Annotated in this window: 17 protein-coding genes and 1 pseudogene; 11 read left to right on the top strand and 7 right to left on the bottom strand. The window is 68.7% G+C overall.

What is annotated here, in order from left to right:
* The first annotated feature begins 99 nt into the window (after window positions 1-99).
* A complete protein-coding gene (locus ACIA49_RS25840) occupies window positions 100-1,521 on the top strand; it encodes an alpha/beta hydrolase (RefSeq protein ID WP_396379895.1) in 1,422 nt (473 codons plus the stop codon).
* On the opposite strand, the gene ACIA49_RS25835 is transcribed toward ACIA49_RS25840, so the two are convergent.
* Window positions 1,485-2,138 (bottom strand): response regulator, encoded by a 654-nt coding sequence (locus ACIA49_RS25835; RefSeq protein WP_396379894.1) that lies wholly within the window; start codon window positions 2,136-2,138, stop codon window positions 1,485-1,487. The two genes, ACIA49_RS25840 and ACIA49_RS25835, sit on opposite strands and share 37 nt — an antisense overlap.
* Window positions 2,135-3,244 carry a sensor histidine kinase gene (locus ACIA49_RS25830; RefSeq protein ID WP_396379893.1) on the bottom strand — a complete coding sequence of 370 codons (1,110 nt, stop codon included), beginning with the start codon at window positions 3,242-3,244 and terminating at the stop codon, window positions 2,135-2,137. Before ACIA49_RS25830 ends, ACIA49_RS25835 begins: the two co-directional genes overlap by 4 nt.
* Window positions 3,245-3,433: 189 nt before the next feature.
* Between ACIA49_RS25830 and ACIA49_RS25825 the strand changes: the two genes are divergently transcribed.
* Window positions 3,434-4,882: an alkaline phosphatase PhoX gene (locus ACIA49_RS25825; protein WP_396379892.1), complete on the top strand. Its 1,449-nt coding sequence runs from the start codon at window positions 3,434-3,436 to the stop codon at window positions 4,880-4,882.
* 33 nt (window positions 4,883-4,915) lie between these two features.
* Here the strand turns inward: ACIA49_RS25825 and ACIA49_RS25820 are convergent, their stop codons facing one another.
* From ACIA49_RS25820 to ACIA49_RS25810, 3 genes are all read right to left on the bottom strand, one after another.
* Window positions 4,916-5,380 (bottom strand): hypothetical protein, encoded by a 465-nt coding sequence (locus tag ACIA49_RS25820; protein ID WP_396379891.1) that lies wholly within the window; start codon window positions 5,378-5,380, stop codon window positions 4,916-4,918.
* 18 nt (window positions 5,381-5,398) lie between these two features.
* Window positions 5,399-5,962 carry an RNA polymerase sigma factor gene (locus ACIA49_RS25815; protein ID WP_396379890.1) on the bottom strand — a complete coding sequence of 188 codons (564 nt, stop codon included), beginning with the start codon at window positions 5,960-5,962 and terminating at the stop codon, window positions 5,399-5,401.
* A gap of 64 nt (window positions 5,963-6,026) precedes the next feature.
* Window positions 6,027-8,621, bottom strand: coding sequence for a CHAT domain-containing protein (locus ACIA49_RS25810; protein ID WP_396379889.1), 2,595 nt, complete (start codon window positions 8,619-8,621; stop codon window positions 6,027-6,029).
* A gap of 85 nt (window positions 8,622-8,706) precedes the next feature.
* On the opposite strand from ACIA49_RS25810, the gene ACIA49_RS25805 reads away from it, so the two are divergent.
* Window positions 8,707-9,969: a S8 family peptidase gene (locus tag ACIA49_RS25805; RefSeq protein WP_396379888.1), complete on the top strand. Its 1,263-nt coding sequence runs from the start codon at window positions 8,707-8,709 to the stop codon at window positions 9,967-9,969.
* Between the two features lie 287 nt (window positions 9,970-10,256).
* Here the strand turns inward: ACIA49_RS25805 and ACIA49_RS25800 are convergent, their stop codons facing one another.
* Window positions 10,257-10,685 (bottom strand): hypothetical protein, encoded by a 429-nt coding sequence (locus ACIA49_RS25800; RefSeq protein WP_396379887.1) that lies wholly within the window; start codon window positions 10,683-10,685, stop codon window positions 10,257-10,259.
* A gap of 221 nt (window positions 10,686-10,906) precedes the next feature.
* On the opposite strand from ACIA49_RS25800, the gene ACIA49_RS25795 reads away from it, so the two are divergent.
* Entirely contained in the window at window positions 10,907-11,467 is a 561-nt protein-coding gene (locus tag ACIA49_RS25795) for a hypothetical protein (RefSeq protein ID WP_396379886.1), read from the top strand.
* A 16-nt stretch (window positions 11,468-11,483) separates the two neighbouring features.
* Here the strand turns inward: ACIA49_RS25795 and ACIA49_RS25790 are convergent, their stop codons facing one another.
* A complete protein-coding gene (locus ACIA49_RS25790; protein WP_396379885.1) occupies window positions 11,484-14,894 on the bottom strand; it encodes an error-prone DNA polymerase in 3,411 nt (1,136 codons plus the stop codon).
* Window positions 14,895-14,994: 100 nt separating this feature from the next.
* On the opposite strand from ACIA49_RS25790, the pseudogene ACIA49_RS25785 reads away from it, so the two are divergent.
* The 7 genes and pseudogenes from ACIA49_RS25785 to ACIA49_RS25755 all read left to right on the top strand — a co-directional run.
* Window positions 14,995-15,135: pseudogene (locus tag ACIA49_RS25785) on the top strand (TetR family transcriptional regulator); the annotation flags it as partial.
* Between the two features lie 93 nt (window positions 15,136-15,228).
* A complete protein-coding gene (locus ACIA49_RS25780; protein WP_396379884.1) occupies window positions 15,229-15,609 on the top strand; it encodes a hypothetical protein in 381 nt (126 codons plus the stop codon).
* Window positions 15,610-15,631: 22 nt separating this feature from the next.
* A complete protein-coding gene (locus ACIA49_RS25775; RefSeq protein ID WP_396379883.1) occupies window positions 15,632-16,159 on the top strand; it encodes a TetR/AcrR family transcriptional regulator in 528 nt (175 codons plus the stop codon).
* Window positions 16,156-17,346 carry a cytochrome P450 gene (locus tag ACIA49_RS25770; RefSeq protein ID WP_396379882.1) on the top strand — a complete coding sequence of 397 codons (1,191 nt, stop codon included), beginning with the start codon at window positions 16,156-16,158 and terminating at the stop codon, window positions 17,344-17,346. Before ACIA49_RS25775 ends, ACIA49_RS25770 begins: the two co-directional genes overlap by 4 nt.
* Window positions 17,347-17,533: 187 nt before the next feature.
* Window positions 17,534-18,262 (top strand): GNAT family N-acetyltransferase, encoded by a 729-nt coding sequence (locus tag ACIA49_RS25765; RefSeq protein WP_396379881.1) that lies wholly within the window; start codon window positions 17,534-17,536, stop codon window positions 18,260-18,262.
* Window positions 18,255-18,479 carry a translation initiation factor IF-1 gene (infA, locus tag ACIA49_RS25760; protein WP_391548810.1) on the top strand — a complete coding sequence of 75 codons (225 nt, stop codon included), beginning with the start codon at window positions 18,255-18,257 and terminating at the stop codon, window positions 18,477-18,479. Before ACIA49_RS25765 ends, infA begins: the two co-directional genes overlap by 8 nt.
* A gap of 29 nt (window positions 18,480-18,508) precedes the next feature.
* Window positions 18,509-19,312 carry a helix-turn-helix transcriptional regulator gene (locus ACIA49_RS25755; protein WP_396379880.1) on the top strand — a complete coding sequence of 268 codons (804 nt, stop codon included), beginning with the start codon at window positions 18,509-18,511 and terminating at the stop codon, window positions 19,310-19,312.
* The last annotated feature ends 17 nt before the right edge of the window (window positions 19,313-19,329 follow it).

Here is a 19,329-nt window from a genome sequence, read left to right as displayed (position 1 = left end):
GTTCCTACGCTGCTCGGCATGCGACGAACAATCACCCTGACCACGGCTCTAACGCTATGTCTCTTTGGCGCTTCCCCAGCGGTTGCTTATAGCAACAAATTGACCTGGCACACGTGCAGTACCGGCGCGGACGACGAGACCGGCAACGCGCTCGACGCGGTCGGCGCACGGTGCGCCGAGGTCGCCGTACCGCTCGACTACCGGCTGCCCGGCGGCCGGCAGATCTCCATCGCGATCGCCCGCCGCGCCGCCACCGCCCCCAGCAAAGGCACGCTGGTCGTCAACATCGGCGGCCCTGAAGCCTCCCGCCAAGGCGTGAACTACTTCCTCGACAAGAGCCCGGAGCTGGCGGCCCAATACGACCTGGTCGGTATCGATCCGCGCTTCTTCGGCCGCAGCAACGCAGTGGAATGCGGCTGGCGTACCGACCGCTACCTCCGCAGTGCGCAGTACGCCAGCCCGAACCGCGCCGCCTTTGCCGACAGCGTCTCCGTCGCCCGCGAATTAGCTGCCCAGTGCACGCCGTACCGTGACTTGTTGCCCTACGCATCGACCCGCAGCATCGCGCGGGACATGGATCGCGTTCGGACCGCGCTCGGGATACAGCGGCTCTCTTACTTCGGGATGTCGTACGGGACCTACCTGGGCGCGGTCTACCTGCAGATGTTCCCGGCGAGCGCCGACCGTTTCGTCCTGGACAGCTCGCACGGGCCCGACTCGTACGGACCGCGCTGGACCCGGGAAACCGCTCCCGCCGACGCCGCCGCGCTCGCCGACTGGGCGGACTGGGCCGCCCGCCACAACAGCGGTCTCGGACCCACGAAGGCAGCCGTCCTCAGCACCGTCGACCACATCGCCGCCACCGTCAAGCGCCACCCCCTGCAGGTCGGAACCCACCAGGTCACCGAAGCCATGCTTCCCGGCCTCCTGCTGACCGTCGACGACACCGACGCGTCGTACGCCGAGTTCTCCGCCGCCGTACGCGTCTATCGCGACGCCGCCAACGACTTGCCGGTCACCCCAACCTCGACGCAGGAAGAGCGCTTCGCCCTCTACGACCTTCCCGACGTCATCCCCGCCTTCGGCTTCAGCGCCACCATCGCCAACCAATGCGCCGACCGAGCCGCGCCACGCGACCCCGAGGTCTACTACCGCGACATCCAGACCCACCGCGCCGCCGAGTCCCTCTACGGTCCGCTGGCTCGAGACGTCAGTCCCTGCACCTTCTGGCCGACCAGGCCGCTGGAGCCGCCCACCAGAATCGCCAATAACCACCCAGCCCTGATGCTCGCCGCCTCCGGCGACCCAGCGGTCCCCTACGCCGGGCAAGTAGCCATGCACCAAGCCCTCCAAGGCTCACGCCTGGTCACACTGGCTGACACCTTCCGGCACGGCGTCTACGGCGTCTCCCCCTGCATGGACGCGACCGTCACCCGGTACCTCACGACCAACGCCCTCCCGCCGGCCGACCTCACCTGCACGCCTCAAGGGCGGCCGGGGCGGACGAGGCCGGCTTCGTAGGCGATCACGACGGCCTGCACGCGGTCCCGGACGCCGAGCTTGGCGAGCACGCTACTCACGTGGGTTTTGATCGTCCCCGCGGAGACGGTCAACTGCTCAGCGATCTCGGCGTTCGAGGCACCGCGGGCAACGGCCAGCAGCACCTCGCGCTCGCGGTCGGTCAACGTCTCGACCACACGAACCGCGGCGGGGTCCACGGCCGGTGTCAGATGCTCCAGCAGGCGGCGGGTGGTGGAAGCAGCCAGTACGGCGTCACCCGCGTGCACGGTGCGGATCGCGGCCAGCATGTCCTCCGGCGGCGCGTCCTTCAGCAGGAAGCCGCTGGCGCCCGCGCGGACGGCGGAGAGCGCGTACTCGTCGAGATCATAGGTCGTCAGCATCATCACCCGCGGCGACTCCGGCAGCGCGGTCATCTGACGGCACGCCTCGATCCCATCCAGCCCGGGCATCCGGATGTCCATCACGACCACGTCCGGCCGGGTACGCCGTACCGCTGCCACTCCCGCAGCCCCGTCACCCGCCTCGCCGACGACCTCCAGGTCCTCCTGCGAGTCGATCACCATCCGGAACCCGGCTCGCACCATCACCTGGTCCTCGACCAGCACCACCCTGATCACACCGGAACCCTTGCCCTAAGCAACGACCCGCCACCGGACCGTTCCCTCAGCTCCACCGACCCACCGTACGCCGCCACCCGCTCCCGCATCCCGATGATCCCCAAGCCGCTGCCTTCACCTGGCCCGCCCCCGTCATCAGCCACCACGATCTCCAGCTCCCCCGAGACAACTCGCACCCGCACCTCAGCACGCGCCCCTACTCCCGCATGCTTCATCACGTTCGTCAGCCCTTCCTGCACAATCCGGTACGCCGCCAACCCCACCCCCGGCTCGACCGTCCCTACTTCCATCACCAAGCTCACCTCAACCCCACTCCCCCGCACCCGCTCGACAAGCTCACCAATCTCCCCCACCCCCACCGCCGGCTCCACGGGCTGTCCTGAGTTCTCGCGGAGGACGCCGAGAATCCGCCTGGTGTCGTCGAGTGCCTGCCGAGCGAACTCGCCGATGGTCTCCAACGCCGCCACCGCAGCCCCATCCGCTGCAGGCGAGCGCGCGGCGTAGCGGCCACCGTCGGCTTGGGCGATCACGACGGCTAGGGAGTGGGCTACGACGTCATGCATTTCGCGCGCTATCCGCGTTCGTTCGGCCAGCACCGCCAACTCACGTTGGGCGTCCACTTGCGAGCGGCGGAGGCGCTGCATAGTGCCTACTGCCCAAGCCGCAACCACCGTGCTGCCCAGGAACCCACCGATCACCACGTGCGCCACCACCGTGTCCCGCAACTGCGGCCACGCCACCCCGCTAAGCACCGCCCCCGCCAACCCAGCGACCAACCCAGCACGGCTTGACCACCGGGGGCCGTAAGCGGCTGCGGCGTGAACAGCGAGGGGCACAGCCACATCAGCCGGTACGGCGCCGGCTGTGCCGCGGATGGTCAGCCACTGGGCCAGCGCGACCACCGCGATCGCGATCAGGCACCACGCCGGCCAGCGCCGCCGTACCGACAAGGGCCCCAGCAACAAGACAGAGAACACAAAGTAGGGGCCCTCGGCATGGACCACCACACCGAAGACGACGGCCGCGATCAGGAGGGCGGCCGCGCCCACCGCGTCGACGGCCGGCTCGTGCGCTCGCGCCCAGGCCTCGATCCGTTCGCCGCGCACGCTGGCGAGTATAGGCTCCCCTAATTTTCCTCGCAGGCCGCGACGAGCCGACCACGCACTGCCGACACCAGCCGCAAGCAACTGCTTGACCCATCACCAGGATGCTCGTTGTTCAGCTTCTGTTTGCCGAATGGCAGTGCTCGTCACGAGAGGATCAGGGCGTTCCGCCTACAGCGTCCAAGGAGCTCCATGTCTGTCGATCGTCGTTCTGTCCTGCGCGGCGCCGCGGCTGGTGCCGCCGGTGTCGGCTTCGCCACCGTCGGTTCCATGCCCACCCTGGCCGAAGCCACTCCGGCCTCGCACGGCCACCAGTCGCCGTTCCCGCAGCACAAGCCGTTCCCGCCGCTGCTGGACGACCCCGCCGGCCTGCTCGCGCTGCCGCCCGGCTTCAAGTACCGGGTCGTCACCAAGGCCGGTGAGACCAAGCTCAAGTCCGGTCACCCGACGCCGACCCTGCACGACGGTACGGCGGTCTTCCCCGGCGGTCGTCACGACGCGTACCGGCTGATCCAGAACCACGAGATCGGCGCGGCCGACCCGCTCGGCGTACCGCCGATCGAGGGCACCGTCTACGACGCGGGGGTCGGTGCGGCCGGTGGCTGCACGGTCATCTCGGTCGACCGCAACGGCAAGAACCTCGGCGAGTGGGTCGGCATCTCCGGCACCATCACCAACTGCGCCGGCGGCCCGACGCCGTGGGGCACCTGGATGACCTGCGAGGAGACCGAGAACAAGGCCAACGGCACCACCCGGCTGAAGGACCACGGGTACGTGTTCGAGGTCTGGGGCGACGGCGAGACCGCGCACCCGGTGCCGTTGAAGGCCCTCGGCCGCTACGCCCACGAGGCGCTGGCGATCGACGAGGACCGCACCCACATCTACCTGTCCGAGGACGCCTCCGGCCCGAACGGGTCGTTCTACCGCTGGTCGGCGCCGCGCGGGTACAAGCTGAGCTCGCGCAGCTGGCGGGACCTGCAGGACAAGGACTTCGGCACCCTCGAGGCGCTGGCGATCCTCGGTGACGACGGCAAGCCGATCCCGGATGTCGCCTACCTGACGTCGGCCCAGCTGCTGCGTCCGTTCCGGGTCGCGTGGGTCAAGGTCGCCGACCGCGACGCCACCACGACCTCGGTGCGCAAGCAGTTCACCGACGGCCAGGTCACCCGCGGCAAGAAGTTCGAGGGCGTCTACGGCACCAGGGACGGCGTCTACGTCGTCAACTCGTTCGCCAAGATCGGTACGACGGACATCCCGGCCGACGGCATCCCGCACGAGGGCATGATCTGGTTCTACAACTACCGGTCCCAGACCATCCAGCTGGTCACCTACTTCCCGGCGAACCCCGCTGCCGACAAGGGTTCCGCCGCGAAGTACGACGACTTCAACTTCGACGCTCCGGACAACGTCACCGTCACCCCGTGGGGCTCGCTGGTCCTCGCCGAGGACGGGATCGCGAGCAGCCACGTCCTCAGCGCGACCCCCGGCGGCCCGGCCTACGCGATCGCCCGGAACATGCTGAACGACTCCGAGTTCACCGGCCCGACCTTCTCGGCCGACGGCAAGGTGCTCTTCGTGAACATCCAGACCCCGGGTATCACGCTGGCCATCACCGGCCCGTGGCACGAGTACCTGGGCTGAGCCTCTCCTTCTGGCTGGGTCGCTCTGTGCTTGTCACGGCGTGACCCAGCCGGTCAGGATCGTCGGGCCGTCGTCCGGGCTGCAGACCAGGCGGTACGGCACCTTCGGCAGCGGCTTGAGCACGAAGAAGCCGAGCTCGTCGACGCGCGCCGTGGCCAGTACGCCGGAGTCGGTCCGGGCCGTGATCTCACCGGCCGCGGGCGGATCGAGCTGGCCGAGCAGACCCTCCGGGGTGAGCTCGAGCTCGATCGTCCAGCCGTCCGAGACGAACGTCAGCGCCCGCAGTGTCGCACTCTCCGCCGAACGGACCGGCGCGGCGTCCACCGTCTCCCAGGCCGAGTCGTAGGTGAGTGCAGCCAGTTCCGCATCGATGGTCCGCCAGGCGAAGGCCGCCTTGCCGGCATCGACAAAAGCCCGCGGCACATCCCGGTCGGTCGCCAGCGCGTCGCGCAGCACCTCGAGCAGTTGGCCATCGTCGTTCCAGTCGGTCTCCGTCACCCTACTCACCTCCTCGTTTCAGCGGTTCTCGGCCAGGCCGGCCAGCGCCGGGGTCCGGCGGAGCCGCTCCAGGCACCGGGCGCGGTTCGGCCCGATACTTCCGACCGGCATCGCCAGCTGCCGGCTGATCTCGTCGTACGGCGTCGGCGGGTCCTTCGTGATCATTGCCAAGAGCAACTGACAGCGCTGGGACAGCTGTCCGAACGCGGTCCGGACGATCGTGCAGCGCTCGTACCGGAGCACCTCTTCCTCGGCGACCGCCGGCTCGATCGCGTCGTGCTGTTCGGCCGGGTCGACCGGATCGACCCGGCTGGCCGCTCGCAGCAGGCGGAAACACTCCCGCTGCGTGGTGGTCGCGATCCAGCCGGGAAGCGCCGCCGGCTCCCGGAGACTGGGCAGGTGTTCGATCAGGCGCAACCAGACGCCCTGGCCGACATCGTCGATGTCCGCGGGCGTCAGCCGGTACCGACGGCCGATTCCCCAGATCAACGGTGCATACCTCTCGACCAGTTCGTCCCACGCGCCTTTGTCGCCGTCGACCGCCCTCGCCACCAGGTCGACGACGACCGGATCGTCCCGCATGCCTTGTCTCCTTCCCCCCGATATTTCTACGGAGCGACCGAGGTCGCCGATTGATACAACCCGCTCACGCTCCGAGCGCGACGAACGACCGCCCGGCCGCGTCGGCGACCGGGTCCGTGGCTGTCGCGGTCCGGGCCAGTGTGAACGCTTCGGCCAGTGTCCGGCCCGCCTGCAGATGATCGTGCACAGCGGTCATCAAGGGAACCGTCGCGGGATCATTCACCGGTACGACGCTCGCCAGGATCCCCGCCGCACCGAGTGGAACGAGACTGCTGCTCAGCCCGAGCAGCTCGTCAGCGCCGACCGGTTTGGCCAGTCCGGAGTCGCAGCTCGACAACACCAGCCGGTACGGCGCTCGCCGCAGCCGCTCGAAGTCGTACACGGTCAGCGGACCGTCGTCGAGTCGCAGTGACGAGAACAGCGGGCTGTCGGCGCGGAACGTGCCATGCGCCGCGATGTGCGCGATCCACGCGCCGTCGAGTTCCTTGAGCACCCGCTCCGCCGTCGCGGTTCCATCCCGCAGTACGACGGCATCCGGGTACTGCACGGTCAGCCGATCGATCTCAGCACGCCCGGCGGTGAGGCCCGGCCCCAGCACGAGCACGACCCGGCGATCGCTCGAGGGTCGCAACCGCCGCGCCCGCAACCACATCGCCGCCGACGGAACGACATTCACCGGCCGCTCGGCGAGTGCGGGCACCATCGCCCACGGCACCGCCTGCAGGCTCGCCGGCGGTACCATCACCACTGGCCGGTCCCCGAGCACCTCGCGGACCGGCCCCAGGATCGCCTTCTCCAACCGGGCTCCCAGAACCTCCAGCGAAGGCCCGGTCCGCGACCGCCCATGCGCCAACCACCGCAACCGGAACCGAGACCGCTCGACCTCCACAGCAGCAGTCACCAGCGGCCCCACCTCGTACCGCGTCAGCTCCCCACCAGCAGCAACCACCGCATGGAGCACCCCACCAACATCAATCAACTCAACAAGCGCCGTACCGCCAAGCTCTCCGTGCAACACATCCACGTCGAAGGACTCCGGTACGGCGGAACCGGGCGATTCGTTGCCTTGGGCCCTTAAGACGCGGTCGCGGACTGCGGTCTCCAAGCGGCGGCGGTCGCGTTCGAGAGATGCGGGGCGGATGGGTTCGGGGGTGGACTCGAGGCGGCTGACCACGTCGCGGAGCTGGGCGAGGTCGGTGACCAGTTGTTCGTCGTCTGGTGGGCGGACCGGCGGGACGGTGAGTGCGGTGGCGCGCCAGCGCTCGGCCCAGGTGAGAAGGGCTTGGGAATCGTTGCGGCGGAGAGCGTCGCGGAGCGCCAGCTCGGCCAGCTCGGCGCCGTAGCCGGTGGTGCGGGCGCGCAGCTCGGTCGCGCCCATCATCAATCGGTACTCGTCCAGTGCGTCGAGACCACGCCCGCAGGCGGTCAGCATCCGCCGTACCTCACCTCGCGCCTCGGCACGCAACGCACGAGCTAGCCACGCAGCACTGCGCACCGGAGGCGGCACGTTCTTCGACAACCGCCCCGCCAACTCAAGCTGGTGATCCGCGGTCTGTCGGCGTCCCTCGGACAACGCCAGCCGGCCGGCCAACAGATGCGCCGCGGACGCCTCCGCCGTACTGAGCTCATCCAGGCGACCGGCGGTCCGGACCACCTGACGCAGCAACCCCGGACCACGCTCACCCGACCGGTACCGCGCCTCCAGGTGCAGCATCGATGCCCGAACCGAATAGAACGAACGCCGCTGCGCGGAGAACAACCGTCGGGCCCGCTCAGCCCGCTCCTGCGCCGTGGCCAGATCACCCACCGCCAAGGCGGCCGTCGCGGCGGTGAACAGCACCTCGGCATGCTTGGTCGCCGGCACCCCGCCGGTCTCCATCCGGACGAGTCCTTCGTCCGCCTCGGTCAACGCCTCGGCGGTCAGCCCAGCAGCCATCAACACCGCGCAGCGGTCGATCGACAGGTCCGGCGACACCACGTCGACCTCGTCGTATCCCTGCGCCGCCTCCTCCTGGAACTGCAGCGCCGTCGGCAGATCACCGCGCAGGAAGGCGATCCAACCACGGTTGTGCCGCGTCTCGACGTACTCGAACTCCTGCCCGGCCGCCGCATACAACTGGCCGGCCCGATCGAAGTCCTCATCGGCCTGCCGCGTCTCTCCGAGCCTCCCCTGGATGACGCCGCGATAGTTCAGCGTCCGCGCCTCCCACAGCTGGTCGCCGGAGCGCCGCAGCCGAGCGATCGCCTGCCGCAGATCGTCCAGCGCCTCGCGGTGCCGCCCAAGCACCAGCAGTACGTCGGCGCGCCGCAACAGCACGCGCCCGGCCAGCGCACCCCGACTTAATGCAACGGCCCGATCCAGCCGAGCGAGCCCTTCCTTGCTGCGCCCAGCCCGCCCGAGAGTCGCGCCAAGCGTGGCCAGAACGTCGGCCTCTCGCTCCGGCAGCTCCGATTTCCCGGCCAGTCGCAGTGCTGTCCGAAGCTCCCGGATCGCCGTATCCACCTCGCCCAGCTGGCGAAACCCGATCCCGCTGGCCTGATGAGCGATCGACGCGGTCTCCGCGGTCGGCTTCCCGGCCAGCAGCTCCTGCGCGGCCGCGATCGCGTCGTGCGGACGCGACAACGCCAGGGCCAGCAGTTCTTCGGGTTGGATCGTCATCCGAGTTTCCCCCTAGTACGCCGACGGAGTGGAATGATATCGATCGGACTCGACCATTTCAGTGATTCGAGGGGGCAGCCGTTCCATGGCAGTTGAAGGCAGCAAACCTACCGGCGAGCGCGATCCGAAGTACATCGCCCAGATCAACCTGATCCTGAAGGGTTTCGGCAGAGACGTCGAGGTCTTCCCGGCCAAGTGGCAGTCGACGGGGGCCGACTACCTCTACCACGCCGGCTTCGTCCTGCTCCGCGACGAAGACGTCGAGCGTGTGATCCGGCTCTTCGAAGGCGGCACCACGAGTGAGGGCGGCATCGCCGGCGTCACCCGGCTGAAGCTGCCGGCCAAGGTACCGCCGGGTGCGCCGGAGGATGCGTCCCCGACCCAGCGGTTCCTCAAGTACGCCGACCTGCGGCTCGGCCGTGGTGTCGTCACCCCCGAGCACCTGTTCTACGTCGTACCGAGTGTCAGTCCGTGTCCGGCGACCGAGCCCGAAGAGATCGAGGCGAAGGAACCGAAGCCGTACATCGACGACAAGACGACCACGGGCAAGGGGGTCAAGGTCGTCGTACTGGATGTCGGCTGGTCCCCCGCCCCCTCGGCCGGCTGGCTGGACGGTGTCACCGGTGAGCTGGAGAGCGCGTTCGACTCGGCCGGGCTGATCAAGCCGTACGCCGGTCATGGCACCTTCATCGCCGGCGTGCTGCGCTCGATGGCCCGCGAGACCGAGGTCGTCGTCCAGAGCTACTTCACCACCGCCGGGGCGATCTGGGAGTTCGACCTGGCCGCAGCCCTCGACGAGGTGCTCGACCTGGCGCCGGACATCATCAGCCTGTCGGCCGGTACCCGGACCCGGTTCGACCTGCCGCCGCTCGGCCTCGACGTGTTCATCGAGACCCGGCTGAACCGCGTGAACGGTCTGGTCCTGGTGGCCGCGGCCGGGAACGAATCCACCCGCGACTACTTCTGGCCGGCCGCCTTCCCGGAGACCGTCGGCGTCGGCGCCCTCGACGAGGCCGAGACCGCGCGGGCCGGGTTCAGCAACTTCGGCAGCTGGGTCGACGTCTACGCACCCGGCGAGAACCTGATCAACGCGTTCCTGACCGGCGAGTACCACTGCACCGAACCGCCGCACACCGGCGAGGTGCGCAAGTTCGCCGAGATGGCACGCTGGAGCGGTACGTCGTTCGCCACGCCGCTCGTGGCCGGGCTGATCGCCGGACGGATGTCGCGCACCGGCGAGAACGCCCTGCAGGCCGCCGACGGCCTGCTCGCCTTCGCCCTCGGCCAGGCGATCACCGGGGTCGGCCCGGTGCTCAAGCCTGGGGATGCGCTGAACAGCACTCCCTGAGTACACGTTGGAAGTTCGGGGCGGTGGGGCGGGGAAGGTATCAGGCTAGCCGGCCCCTGCCAGCTCAGTCAGGTGAGTTGGCAGGGACCGGCAGCACGCACTGACGCGGTGCGGAGAAGCTTCGGCCTGACCACCGAAACTCCTCGCGCACCGCGTCAGTCCCTCCCCCCACGGAGGCCCTTGCCCTGCCTTCCCCCCGGAAGCAGTTCAACGGCGTTTCCATAGTGCGGAGTCCGCGCACCGGACCGGTGATACACCGACTTTCAAAAGTTTTTTCAGCGGGTTTCTCAGCGCGCCTGCGGGTTCTCGCACAGGAACGGTGCCCGCGATCCGCCCGAGTGGTACTCGTAGCGCTTGCCGTCGGCCTCCAGGACGATCCGCATCCCGTTCACCAGGGCCTGCGTGTAGCGCATCCCCTCCTCCGGGCAGCCCAGGCTCCCGTCCGACCAGGTCACCTCTTCGGCCGAGACCACCTTCACCCCGGCCGCCGCCACACCGAGCTTCGTCACCAGGTCGGCCGTCGCCTGCTCCACCGCCGTACCGCCCGGCGTCCCGGTCGGCGCCGCACCACCCGGCGTCGGCGAACTCGAACCAGTACTCGAACTGCTCCCGGATGGGTTCACTTCTCGATCTCCTCCTGCAGATTCATTGCCACAAGCAACCAAAGCCAGGACGGCGGCGCCCACCGCCAGCGTCGTACCGAACCGTCGGATCATGATCATCACCTCCCACCCTAGACGCAGCCCGGAGACCGTTCGTTGCACCTGCCGGACGGCCGCGGACGCCGGGCCGGGGTCAAATGGTTGCCCCACGCACCCAATGTCTGCAACAACCTGCAGATCGCTGGCGCCCGCCGCGCTCCGTCACTTAGCGTCAAAGCGGTTGCACTCAGACACCACCAACGGAACGGGGAACTGTGATGATGCGAAGAGCAGGCGTGCGCGGAGCGCTGGTACTGGCACTGGCCGGGGCGGCGCTGTCGACCGGCGGTCACGCCTTCGCCCAGGATCCGCCGTCACCGGGCGACTGCCCCAACGGATACCAGGTCGCGTTCGCCAACTCGTCGTACGCCGGAGGTGGCACCGGCCCGGGGAAGCCGGGCGGCGGTGGGACGGGGACGGGATCGGCCCGGAAGGTCAACGAGCTCCGCGGCGTCGGCTGTTACGGCCGGACCGGAGCCACGACCGGGCGGATCACGCTGAAGTGGAGCGCCGCGGGGAAGCTGTACGACGGGATCATGTACTACCAGCTGCTGGACTGCGCGACCCGCCAGTACCCGGTGACCAAAAGCCTGCAGTATCCGAACGGCACCAAGGTGAACTACGGTTCGGGCGCCGCGAACGTCACGCTGACGAGGGGCCACAAGTACCAGTTGCGGATCATCGGCCAAGGGTCGTTCGCCCGCGCGGTCGACGGCGCCGGGGCCATCGGCTACTTCCGCACGGTCAAGGTCGGCGACACTCCCGCGTGGATGGACTTCAGCTCCAGCTGCATGTGATCAACGCGGTCTTCGATCAACGGAAGTCGCGGGACGGGGTGCGGGTGGCGAGGGGGAGGCGTTCGAGGGTTTCGGCGGAGAGGTTGACGACCTGGCCGGTGCGTTCGACGCGGCCGCGGATGATGAGGGCGGTGGCGTTGCGGGCGACGGCGGCGTGCCGGTGCCAGCAGCCTTTGGTGATGACGATGTTGGCCATGCCGGTCTCGTCCTCGAGGTTCATGAAGGTGACGCCGGAGGCGGTGGCGGGGCGCTGGCGATGGGTGACCACGCCGGCGACCCGGACCCGGGTGCCGTCGGGGACCTCGCGGAGCTGGGCGGCCGAGAGGATGCCGTCGGCGCGGAGCTGATCGCGGACGCGCTGCATCGGGTGGCTGGTGGCGGTGATCGAGGTGGACCACAGGTCGGCCATGTCGGTCTCGATCTCGCTCATCCCCGGCAGGGTCGGTGGTGGACCGGCCGCGGAGACACCGGGCAGTCGCTCCGGGCGCTCCTCGGCGGCTCGGCCCGCTTCCCACAACGCCTGCCGCCGATCCAGGCCGAAGCAGTCGAACACCCCGGCGGTGGCGAGAGCCTCGACCTGTGCGGCGGTGATCCCAGTACGTCGGACCAGGTCGGCCATATCGAGGTAGTCACCACCGCGCTCGCGCTCCTCGACGATCAGCGTCGCGCCCTTCTCCCCCACGGTCCGGACCTCTGACAACCCCAGCCGTACGGCGAAGGCGCCGTCCCGCCGGTGCAGTGACGAATCGAACGGCTTCGACACGTCGAACGGCCCGACCGGCGGCTGCGGATCCTTCAGGCAGTCCGGCGAACCGGTCGGGCCGGTCAGCTCCTGACCGTCGACCAGCACCTCCAGCTCGGCGTTGATCCCGGAGCGCAGCAGATCCGGCCGCCGCACCTCGACACCATGCCGGCGCGCGTCGGCGACCAGGGACTGCGGTGAGTAGAACCCCATCGGCTGGGCGCGCAGCAACGCGGCCAGGAACGCGGCCGGATAGTGCAACCGCAGCCAGGTGCTCGAGTAGACCAGCAGGGCGAAGCTGATCGAGTGCGACTCGGCGAACCCGAAGTTCGCGAAGGCTTCGATCTTGGCGTAGATCTCGTCGGCCAGGTCCCCCTTGATCCCGTTGCGCGCCATCCCGTCGTACAGCTTGGCCTTCAGGGACGAGATCTTCTCGACCCCGCGTTTGGAGCCCATCGCGCGACGCAGCAGGTCGGCCTCGTCACCGTCGATCTCGCCGACCGCCATCGCCATCTGCATCAGCTGCTCCTGGAACAGCGGCACGCCCATGGTCCGCTCCAGCACCGGCTGCAGCTTCGGGTGCAGGTAGGTGATCGGCTCCTCACCGGTCCGGCGGCGGATGTACGGATGCACCGCGCCGCCCTGGATCGGGCCGGGGCGGATCAGCGCGATCTCGGTGACGAGGTCGTAGAACCGGCGCGGTTTCAGCCGTGGCAGTGTCGCCATCTGGGCCCGCGACTCGACCTGGAACACCCCCACCGAGTCGGCCCGGCACAACTGGTCGTAGACCCCGGCCTCCTCCTTCGGGATCGTATGCAGCAGCCACGACTCCCCCAACTGGTCGCGCACCATGTCCAGGCAGTACTGCAGTGCGGCCAGCATCCCGAGGCCGAGCAGGTCGAACTTCACCAGCCCCATCCACGCGCAGTCGTCCTTGTCCCACTGCAGGACCGTGCGTTTCTCCTTGCGGGCATGCTCGATCGGCACCACCTCACCGACCGGCCGCTCGGTCAGCACCATGCCGCCGGAGTGAATCCCCAGATGCCGGGGGAACTTCAGTAACGCGGTCGCCATCGTCACGACACGCTCCGGGATGTCGTGCTCAGTCGAGGTGATCTCAGGACTCCAGCCGTCCACTTGTTTCGACCACGCATCCTGCTGACCGACCGAATACCCCAGTGCCTTGGCAACATCCCGGACGGCGGACTTCGGGCGGTAGGAGATCACGTTCGCCACCTGCGCGGCATTATGGCGGCCGTACTTGTCGTAGACGTACTGGATCACCTCCTCGCGCCGGTCGGAGTCGAAGTCGACGTCGATATCGGGCTCCTCGGCCCGGGTCGAGGCGAGGAACCGCTCGAACGGCAGGTCGTAGAGGATGCTGTCCACCGCGGTGATCCCGAGCGCGTAACAGACCGCCGAGTTCGCCGCCGAGCCGCGGCCCTGGCAGAGAATCCCGTTGCTGTGCGCGAAACTGACGATGTCGTGCACGATCAGGAAGTACCCCGGAAAGCCCTTCGCCTTGATCACGGCCAGCTCCCGTTTCAGCCGCTCGTAGGCATCCGGCCGCTGCTCGGGTGTCCCGTACCGCCGGGCGGCGCCCTCGAGCGTGACGTACTCCAGCCAGCTGTCCGGATCGTGCCCGTCGGGGACATCGCGCAACGGCAGCTTCGGTTTGGCCCGACCCAGGTCGAAGGCGAGTTGGTCGGCCAGGGTGACCGAACGCGCGACAGCGCCGTCGTACCGGCGGAAGCGGTAGGCCATCTCCTCGCCGGTGCGCAGGAACGCCATCCCGCTGGGTGGCAGCCAGCCGTCCATCGCATCCAGGTCGCGCCGGGCCCGGACCGCGGCCAGCGCGGCGGCCAGCTTGTGCTGCGCCGGGATCGCATAGTGAACGTTGTTGGTGGCAACGACCGGCAGACCACGATCGGCGGCCAGACCGGCCAGGATCTTGTTGCGGGTGCTATCGGCCGGCAGGTGGTGATCGGTCAGCTCCACGACCACCCGATCCTTGCCGAACAGGTGCGTCAGCCGATCCAGCTCCTGCCCGGCATCCGCCGGCCCACCCCCCGCCAACGCCTGCTGCACCAGCCCCTTGCGGCACCCGGTCAGAACCACCCAGTTCTTGCCTTTCTCGGCGAGTCGCTCCAGGTCGTAGACCGGCTTGCCCTTCTCGCCCCCCTTCAGCTGCCCGTAGGTGATCTCGCCCGCCAGTTGGTGATACCCCTCCTGCCCCTCGGCAAGCACCAGCAGGTGACTCCCCTCCGGATCCGCCACCCCGTTCTGCGGACCGGTCAGCCCCAGCGACAGCTCCGCCCCGAACACCGTCGGCAACGAATACGCCGCCGCGGCCTCCGCGAACCGCGCCGCCCCGTAGAACCCGTCATGATCCGTCAGCGCCAACGCATGCAGCCCCTGCCGCACCGCGGTCTCCACCAGATCCTCCGGCTGCGAAGCCCCGTCCAGAAACGAGTAGTTCGAGTGCACATGCAGCTCCGCATAAGCCACCGCCGACTCGCCCCGCTCGACCCTCGCCGGCACATAAGGCCCCCGATGCTGCGACCACGCCGGACTGTCCCCACCGTCCGCCGTCACCGGCCGCCCACCATGGCTCCCCGGCCGCGACCGGTCCGACAACCGTCGCTCCAACTCCGACCACTTCACCGGCGGATTGTTGTACCCCATCGCGACACCTCCCCGTCGCGACCAAGAATAGAACAAATTTTCGATCAGGGAGAAATTCTGAGATCAACCCGATTCTGAAAGTGCAACCGTTCCACTTTCGATAGAGTGCGCTGGTGACCGAGAGACCGATCGGGCGGCGGGAGCGGAAGAAGGGGCGACCCGGAAGGCGCTGGCCGACGCCGCGCTCGAGCTGTTCGTCGCCCGCGGCTTCGACCAGGTCGGCGTCCGGGAGATCGCCGAGGCCGCCGACGTCTCGACCGCGACCCTGTTCAAGCACTTCCCCGGCAAGGAGGCGCTCGTCTTCGACGAGGACGAAGCACTCGAAGCCGCCCTCGTGAGCGCAGTCCGTGACCGCCCAGCCGGCCAGTCCGTGGTGACCGCCCTGCGCGAATACATCACCCGCACGATGGACAACCGCAGCCAAGACCCAGCCATCGCCCAACTGCGAGAGCTCATCCACTCCACCCCCGCGCTGATCGAGTACGGCCAGCGACTCTGGATGCGCCACGAGACCTCGCTGGCCCGCGCGATCGCCGAAGCCCACGGCCTGCCCGAAGACGACCCGGCCTGCGCCGCACTGGCGCACTTCGCCCTCGCCGCAAGGTTCCTGCGCCAAAGAAGAGCCGCCCCCGACGAGTCCGTCGACCGTGCCTTCGACCTCCTCGAACACGGCTGGACCGTAGTGACCACCACTGAGGGCCTTTCGCAAGGGTGAACAGCGCTGTACCGTCGTGAACATGAGCGTTCAGCTGGTGTCGGCGCCGGTTCTTGATGTCGCCGCGGCTGTGCTCGCCAAGGATCCGGCTGCCTCGCTGGGGCAGATCGCGCTGGCCGCGGGGATCGGGCGGACGACGCTGCACAAGCAGTTCGCGACTCGGCACGATCTGCTGGTGGCGGTCGCGGCACGGGCGCTCGACATCGGCGAGGCGGTGATCGCGGCCGCGCCGGCCGACGCTGATCCGCTTCGCCGGATGGTGGTCGACCTGCTGCCGTTCGGCGCGTATCTGACGTTGCTGACGGCACAACCCGAGGTCTTCGCCGATGACGACGTCACGTCCCGGACCGATGCGTTGACCGCGCCGATCGCGGCGATCGTCGCCGGCGCCGGAAGCGTCCGCACCGGCGTACCGGATTGGTGGCTTGTCCGGTCTCTGCATGCGCTTATGTTCACCGCGTGGGAGCTGGTCCAGGGCGGCTGGCTCGCGCCCCGGGACGCGCCTGACCTGGTTCTGTCGACGTTCACTGGAGGGGTGCTGACCCGATGACTTCTGCGATCGAAGCGTTCTGGGCCCGGTCCGGGCGGGAGGATCCGTTCCCGATCTACGAGCAGCTGCGCGGCGGCGGGTCGGTGGTCGGTTCCGGTCAGGAGTGGCTGACGACCGACTACGGCATCTGCAACGCGGTTCTGCGCGACCGGCGCTTCGGTGTCCGGCCGGTCGGCGATCCGGGGCCGACGTCGGAGGACACCTCGGGCAACACCCTGGACCTCGGTTTCCTCGATCGCGAACCACCGGACCACACCCGCTTGCGGCAGCTCGCCGCGCCCGCGTTCCGGCCGAAGATGATGGCCGGGTACGCCGAGCGGATCGCGGACTTCACCCGCGATCTGATCACCGGTATCGAACGCAAGACCGCGGACGGCCGCCCCTTCGACCTGATCGCCGACTTCGCCGCGCCGCTCCCGATCGGCGTCATCACCACGCTGATGGGCATCCCGGACGCGGACGTCGGCCGGCTCTCCCAGCACGGCACCGTGGTCGGTTCGGCCTTGTCGGGCGTCAACTCTCCGGCCGAGGCGGCCGCGCTCGCCGCCGCGAACGCCGAGCTCTACGAGCTCTTCAGCGAACTCATCCCGCTGAAGAAGGCGCGTCCAGGCGACGACGTGATCAGCTACCTGGTCGCCGCGTCGCCGGACGGCATCACGCCGTACGAGCTGCACACCACGGCAAGGCTGCTGCTGATCGCCGGCTTCGAGACGACCGTCAACCTGATCGGCAACGGCGTCGCCGCCCTGCTCGATCACCCGGCCCAATGGGAACTGCTGCGGGCCGAGCCGGAGCGCGCCGCGGCCGCCGTCGAGGAGGTCCTGCGCTGGGCGCCCCCGGTGCAGAGCACCGGCCGATTCGCGCACGAGCCGGTGTCGATCGGCGGCGCCGACCTCCAGCCGAACAGCTGGATCCTGCTCCTCCTCGCGGCCGCCAACCGCGATCCCGCAGTCTTCAGCGAGCCCGACATCTTCGACATCACCCGCCCTCGCCAAGCCGAGCACCTGGCCTTCTCCAGCGGCATCCACTACTGCCTAGGCGCCCCACTGGCCCGCCTCGAAGCCCAGATCGCCTTCGCCGAACTGGCCACCCGACTCCCCAAACTCCGCCGCTCACCAGACACCCCCACCTGGCGCGACTCCCGAGTCATCCGCGGCTACTCCACCCTCCCCCTGCTGGTGGGCTAAAACCAGTGGCCGGTACGGCGGTTGCGTTGGTACCGTGCCGTGGTCCGTGACATCACTTTTGGAGGTGGGAACCCATGAACGCTGTTTCGCAGTGGGTGCTCCCCTTCCCGTGGTCACGGGCGGGCGATTGACATAGGTGTCGCCGGGAGCGCCCCGAGATGTTGGGCACTCCCGAAAGGAAACACCTATGAACTCTTTGCTTCTCACGGTCTCCCGTGTTGCCGAGAACCAGTGGCACGCGGTGGAGAACGACCTGGTCGTCGGTCGCGGTCATGCGTCGCGAAGGCTCGACGGCCGTACCTTCCTGAGCATCGACACGTGGCGCGACGATGTCTTCGAACCACTGGCGGCGGCGATGCTGGCCGACCAGTCCGGTCCGCTGTACACGGTGGTCGACGAGACCGACCGTGATCTGACGGCCGGTTGGGAACACGCCGGTTTCACCAGTTGGCGCCGCGAGCAGGAATTCGTCGTACCGACCGGGGTCTTCGATGCCTCGGATGTCGTCATCACGACGGCCGAAGAAGAACCGCTGCGCGAGCTGGACCAGGCGATCCGCAGCGAGATCGACTGGCTGACCATGCCGGCCGAGGTCCTCCCCTGGCAAGGCGGGACCAGACCGTTCGACCCGTCCACGTACACCGTTGCCCAACGCAACAACCAGTACGTCGGCCTGCTCCGGCTGGCCACGCATACCCGGCAACCGCGGATCGGGCTGATCGCGGTCCGATCCGGGGAGCGCCGTACCGGAATCGCCCGCGCGTTGCTCGCCCACGTGCTGACCGAACTGCACCACGCCGGGACCGAGACGGTCGCGGCCGAGGTCAACGACACCAATGTCGCGGCACTGGCGTTGTTCGAGAGCTTCGGCGCCCGCCGCACCGCAAGCAACCTGGAGCTGATCCACCATGCCTAGAAAAGCAGGAGCCATCGAACTCGACGGCGTCGTCGTCGAATCCCTCCGCAACGCGAACTTCCGGGTCGAACTCACCAACGGCCACCAGGTCCTGGCCCACATCAGCGGCAAGATCCGGAAGAACTACATCAAGATCATCCCCGAGGACCGGGTCCTCGTGGAGCTCAGCCCCTACGACCTGACCCGCGGCCGGATCATCTTCCGCTACCGCAACTGACGGATCGCGGGCGCGTAGGATCCGTCGTGATGACCACTCAGCTGGGTGAGTTCCTGCGCGCCCACCGCGCCCGCCTGACACCGCAAGAGGTCGGGCTCGTCGCGACCGCGGGCCGACGGGTGGCGGGGTTGCGGCGGGAAGAGGTCGCGGTGCTGGCGGGAGTCAGCGCGGACTACTACACGCGGCTGGAGCAGGGGCGGGAGCGGACGCCATCCGCACAGGTGGTCGACTCGATCTGCCGGGCGTTGCGGCTCGAGGAGGATGCCCGCGGCCACCTGTTCCGGCTGGCGCAGCTGTCGCCGTCCGTCGAGCATGCGACGGAGGCGATCGCCCCGGAGCTGCTGCAGACGATGGAGGCCTTCGCACACGCGGCGGCCTACGTGACCAATCCGGCGTTCCGGGTGTTGGTTGCCAACCCGGCCGCCGCTCAACTCATCACGCCGCTGCAAGCACAGGAGGAGAACGTGCTGGCGGCGCTGTTCTTCGATCCGTTCGCGCAGGAGTTCTACGGGAACTGGGACGAGGTGGTGCGGGCGTCGGTGAGCGCACTGCGGCTGTCCGCCGGCTTCACCCCGCCGCACCCGGAGGTGACGAGCCTCGTGCAGCGCCTGTACGACGACAGTCCGTTGTTCCGCGGTCTGTGGGACGACCAGAGCGTCGCCGGCCTCACGGTGACTCGCAAGACGATCCATCACCCCGAGGCCGGTCTGCTCGAGCTGAGCTTCCAGACCTTCGACGTCCGGAGCGCACCAGGCCAGCAGTTGACGGTCGCGACGGCAGCGGCCGGTACGCCGAGCGCCGACGTACTCGCATCCTGGGTGCAGCGCTCCTAGGAAGACTCGACCTTCTC

The sequence above is a fragment of the Kribbella sp. NPDC051587 genome (assembly GCF_044453945.1).
In the GTDB taxonomy this organism is placed as follows: domain Bacteria; phylum Actinomycetota; class Actinomycetes; order Propionibacteriales; family Kribbellaceae; genus Kribbella.
The sequence above is the reverse complement of the archived record's forward strand: the minus strand, read 5'-3'. Positions and strand labels throughout refer to the sequence as shown.

What these genes read in the sequence shown, in the direction of transcription:
- ACIA49_RS25790 (WP_396379885.1), bottom strand. Translation starts at nt 14,894, where the DNA reads ATGGGGTACAACAATCCGCCGGTGAAGTGGTCGGAGTTGGAGCGACGG.
- ACIA49_RS25775 (WP_396379883.1), top strand. Translation starts at nt 15,632, where the DNA reads ATGAGCGTTCAGCTGGTGTCGGCGCCGGTTCTTGATGTCGCCGCGGCT.
- ACIA49_RS25810 (WP_396379889.1), bottom strand. Translation starts at nt 8,621, where the DNA reads ATGACGATCCAACCCGAAGAACTGCTGGCCCTGGCGTTGTCGCGTCCG.
- ACIA49_RS25800 (WP_396379887.1), bottom strand. Translation starts at nt 10,685, where the DNA reads ATGATCCGACGGTTCGGTACGACGCTGGCGGTGGGCGCCGCCGTCCTG.
- ACIA49_RS25770 (WP_396379882.1), top strand. Translation starts at nt 16,156, where the DNA reads ATGACTTCTGCGATCGAAGCGTTCTGGGCCCGGTCCGGGCGGGAGGAT.
- ACIA49_RS25805 (WP_396379888.1), top strand. Translation starts at nt 8,707, where the DNA reads ATGGCAGTTGAAGGCAGCAAACCTACCGGCGAGCGCGATCCGAAGTAC.
- infA (WP_391548810.1), top strand. Translation starts at nt 18,255, where the DNA reads ATGCCTAGAAAAGCAGGAGCCATCGAACTCGACGGCGTCGTCGTCGAA.
- ACIA49_RS25755 (WP_396379880.1), top strand. Translation starts at nt 18,509, where the DNA reads ATGACCACTCAGCTGGGTGAGTTCCTGCGCGCCCACCGCGCCCGCCTG.
- ACIA49_RS25765 (WP_396379881.1), top strand. Translation starts at nt 17,534, where the DNA reads ATGAACTCTTTGCTTCTCACGGTCTCCCGTGTTGCCGAGAACCAGTGG.
- ACIA49_RS25825 (WP_396379892.1), top strand. Translation starts at nt 3,434, where the DNA reads ATGTCTGTCGATCGTCGTTCTGTCCTGCGCGGCGCCGCGGCTGGTGCC.
- ACIA49_RS25815 (WP_396379890.1), bottom strand. Translation starts at nt 5,962, where the DNA reads ATGCGGGACGATCCGGTCGTCGTCGACCTGGTGGCGAGGGCGGTCGAC.